Consider the following 3923-nt stretch of genomic DNA (forward strand, 5'->3'; position numbering starts at 1 on the left):
GTTGGGGGACTGCGTGACGTGGTCCGGAGGTGAGCGGGCTAGACAGCCCAACCCGGTAAGTCCGATACCTTGAAACTGATTGTATACTATCTACAGTTTTTGTGAAGACGGTATACAGCTCTTTCCGGAATAAAAAAACGAGGCCTTGGGATGCCTCGTTTTTCGTTGTGCGCGGTGTCGCTACCGCCAGAGGAACATGGCGCAAACGGTGGATACGCCCAGCCCGATCAGCACCGGCACCAGCAAGGCGCGCACCGCGTCGAGCACCGGCACGCGGGCAAAGCCGGCCACCGCGATCAGCGAGGACCAGGCGATCAGCGTGCCGCCGCCCGTCCACACGGCCCCCATCTGCCCGATTGCCGCCAGGGTGGCGGAATCGAAGCCCACCACCGGACCCAGCGCGCCGGCCAGCGTGCCGGTCAGCGGCAGGCCGGCGAAGCCGGAGCCGTCGATGCCGGTGATCATGCCCACCAGCAACACACCGAAGGCCACCAGCACGTGGTTGTCCGGGATCATGTGCTGGTACGCCTGGATCAGTTCGAACAGCAGGCTGGGCGCCTTGCCGGCGCCGACACCCAGGATCTGCGCCGCGGTCTCGCCGGCGCCGACGAAGAAGAAGCCGGCGATCGGCAACACCGAGCCCATCGCCTTGAAGGCGAAGACGAAGCCGTCCGTGATGTGCTCCGGGCATACGTCGAGCATCTTGCGGGGGCCTTCGGCGGCCAGCGTGGCCAGCATCATCAGCACCGCCGCGACCCCGCCGACCAGCGCGGCAGCATCGCCGCCCTTGAGTTCGGGCAGGCCGCTGCCCATCTTTGGCACCACCATCACCGCTACCACCGCCAGGAACGCGAGCGGTGTCACCACGGCAAAGCACTTCGACCACTTCACCCGGCGCAACGCCACCATGGCCAGGCTTCGCTCGATATTGGAATCGGTAGCCAACGGCTCGTCGTGCTCGGTGCCGCGCGCGATCTCGGCCTTGTCGAAGGTGCCGGACTGCTCGAAGCGCTCGTCGGCGCCGCTTGCGCGGGCTTGCCAGTTGGTCAGCAGGCTGCCGCTGGCCGGCACGATGTGCTTGCGCATCGACAGGTATGCCAGCGTCAGCGCGATGACGCCGGTAATGATCGACAGCGCCAGCGCACGGTCGGCCACCACCACCGCACTGACCGCCGCGCCGGCGGCTTTGGCGCTGATGCCCGGCGCCACGCCGATCACATAGTCCGACGACAACGCCATGCCCTGCCCGGCTATGGCAATGGCCATGGCACCGGCTAGCGGCGGCAGTCCGGCGGCGATCGCGGCCGGCAGCAGGATGGCGGAAACCAGAGGCACCGCCGGCGTGGGCCAGAAAAACAGCGAAATCACATAGGTAATGCCGGCCAGGATAAAGAAGGCGGAATGGCCGTTCTTCATCACCAGCCGGAACGGCTCAACCATCCGGATATCCGAGCGCAGCGTCTTCAGTGAATTGAGCAGCGCTGTCATGAAGGCGATGACCAGGAAGATGTTGAACAACTCCTTGGCCGCCACCAGGCTTGCCGAAAATATCCCACCCAGCGCAGAGACCGGGCTGCCGGTCAGCGCGAACACCACCAGGAACGTACCCAGAATCGACGGTACGACCACGTTGGCCCGCAGGATCATGGTCAGGACGATCACCGCCACGCCCAATAGGTAGATCCAGTGTGCCGCGCCAATCACCACTTCATGTTGCATGAATTCCCCTTGGATCTTTATCTGTAGAGACCATCGTGTCTGGAGCTATGGCTGCCCCATGAACGTATACTATATTCTTAACTTAGATCAAAACAAGCAGAATCTTCCTGGGGTAGGGAATCCCCCCAAACCAGTGCAAACCCTTATATTTCCGCGCCATAAGCGGGATTCCAGGCACCTTTTGGGAGCCGGATGTTGGTTGAGAACCCAGAATGGATGTCTTCCTGCCGCAAATTATGTAGACTGTATACCGCTAAATGCACGAGCAGCAGATTCCCACCGATCGATTACGCAGGCATCACACAAGACATACATGACGATTTCCACCCTCCTTCCCGCCGGCGTAACGGCCTGGCAATTTGGCATGATGGGCGCCCTGATCCTGGTGGGCGCCTGCCTGCAGGGCGTAGGCGGGATCGGCTTCTCCATGGTGTCGGCGCCGGTCGCGGTGCTGTTCTTCCCGCAACTGGCGCCCGGCCCCCTGCTCGCCATGGGTGGCCTCGTCTCCTTGCTTGGTGCACTACGCGAGTTCCGTGCCATTGCCTGGCGCACGGCGGGCAATGCCCTTCTGGGCCGCGCCGCGGGCACAGTGGTGGCAGTGGCTGCGATGACGCAATTGCCGGCGGAACTGCTGGCGCTGGTGTTCGCGCTGTCGATCCTGGCCGCGGTGGCGCTCAGCCTGCTGGGCTGGCGGGTGCAGGCTTCCGGGCTGAATATGGCCTTCGCCGGCGCGGCCTCCGGCTTCATGGGCACGGTCACCTCGGCTGGCGCCCCGCCCTTTGCCATCGTCATGCAGCACCTGCCGCCGCCGCAGTTGCGCGCCACCATTGGCTGCATCCTTTGCGCCGGTGCGGCCTTCTCGCTGGCCATGCTGTCCGCCGCCGGCCGCTTTGGGCTGAGTGACCTCTGGCTCAGCCTGAGCCTGTCGCCCATGCTGCTGGCCGGCTTTGCAGTCTCGAACCGCCTCAAGAACCGCTTCTCGGCCAAGGCCGTGCGCAAGCTGCTGCTGGCGCTGTGCACCGCCGGCGCGATCGGCGTGCTGGTCAAGCTTGCCCTGCCCGCCTGAAACCCCGCACCCGGAATCTCCCATCCGCTCCCGCTAATCCAGGAAACACACCATGTTGCATATCACCGACGAGATGATCGACCGCCACGTCAGCGCCGCCGACGCCCAGCAAGTGATGCTGGACGCCTTCCGCAGCTTTGGCGAAGGCAAGGCCGCCATGCAGGAGCGCATCCGCACCGAGGCGGGCGGCGTCAAGCTGTCCACGCTCGGGGCGGTGATTCCCGAGCAGCAGGTGGCGGGCGCCAAGGTCTACACCACCATCAAGGGGCAGTTTTCCTTTGTCATCCTGATTTTCTCGACAGAGGACGGCCGGCCGCTGGCCTCCTTCGATGCGGGCGCCATTACCCGGCTGCGCACCGCGGCCTGCTCGGTGCTGGCCGCCCGCCACCTGGCCCGGCCGGACGCCGAAGTGCTCGCGCTGTTCGGCGCCGGCACGCAAGGCGTGCAACATGCCCGCCAACTGTCCGCCACCCTGCCGCTCAAGCGCATCCTGCTGTCCGACCCGTATGCGGACGCCGCCACGCCCGAACGCCTGGCGCAGTGGTGCGGCATCCCCGTCGCCTTCGCTGAACCGGACCAGGCTGTGGCGCAAGCCGACATCGTGGTCACCGCGTCGCGCTCCACCACGCCGCTGTTCTCCGGCCAGGCGCTCAAACCCGGCGCCTTTGTCGCGGCGATCGGATCGAGCCTGCCGCACACCCGCGAACTGGACGATGTGGCGCTCGCGCGCGCCAGCAAGCTAGTGGTGGAATGGCGCCCGCAATCGATGCGCGAAGCCGGCGATATCGTGCTGGCCGACCCCGCCGCGCTGCCCGCCGACAAGATCGTCGAACTGGCCGATGTGGTTACCGGCCGCATACAGCCGCGCGGCAGCAACGCCGACATCCTGATCTACAAGTCGGTGGGGGTCGGTCTGGAAGACGTGGCGCTGGCGGGCTTCGCGTACCGGCAGATCGCCGCGGCGGGTGAAGCCAGAGCCGCGTAAGCGCAAGGACGGGTGCGCGAATGCGCGCCTTGGCAAGTTTGGCTCAAAATCTCTTTCACAAAACTGTAGATAGTATACAATATTCACAAAGGTTCAGGATACGGCTGATTTCTGATGCCCTGACCTCCGGACCACGTCACGCAGTCCCCCAAC

Annotated in this window: 3 protein-coding genes; 2 read left to right on the forward strand and 1 reads right to left on the reverse strand. The window is 64.9% G+C overall.

Annotation, left to right across the window (positions count from 1 at the left end; all coding sequences use genetic code 11):
• Positions 1–180 precede the first annotated feature (180 nt).
• The gene (locus CF70_RS14255; RefSeq protein ID WP_035865509.1) at positions 181–1719 is read right to left on the reverse strand and encodes a hypothetical protein; all 1539 of its coding nucleotides are present in this window, start codon (positions 1717–1719) and stop codon (positions 181–183) included.
• Positions 1720–2032: 313 nt separating this feature from the next.
• Between CF70_RS14255 and CF70_RS14260 the strand changes: the two genes are divergently transcribed.
• Together CF70_RS14260 and CF70_RS14265 are read left to right on the forward strand one after the other, a co-directional pair.
• Entirely contained in the window at positions 2033–2785 is a 753-nt protein-coding gene (locus CF70_RS14260) for a sulfite exporter TauE/SafE family protein (RefSeq protein WP_051648437.1), read from the forward strand.
• A gap of 52 nt (positions 2786–2837) precedes the next feature.
• Positions 2838–3770, forward strand: a complete 933-nt coding sequence (locus tag CF70_RS14265) for an ornithine cyclodeaminase family protein (protein WP_035865512.1) — start codon at positions 2838–2840, stop codon at positions 3768–3770.
• Positions 3771–3923 lie beyond the last annotated feature (153 nt).

The sequence above is a fragment of the Cupriavidus sp. SK-3 genome, assembly GCF_000611145.1.
Lineage (GTDB): Bacteria > Pseudomonadota > Gammaproteobacteria > Burkholderiales > Burkholderiaceae > Cupriavidus.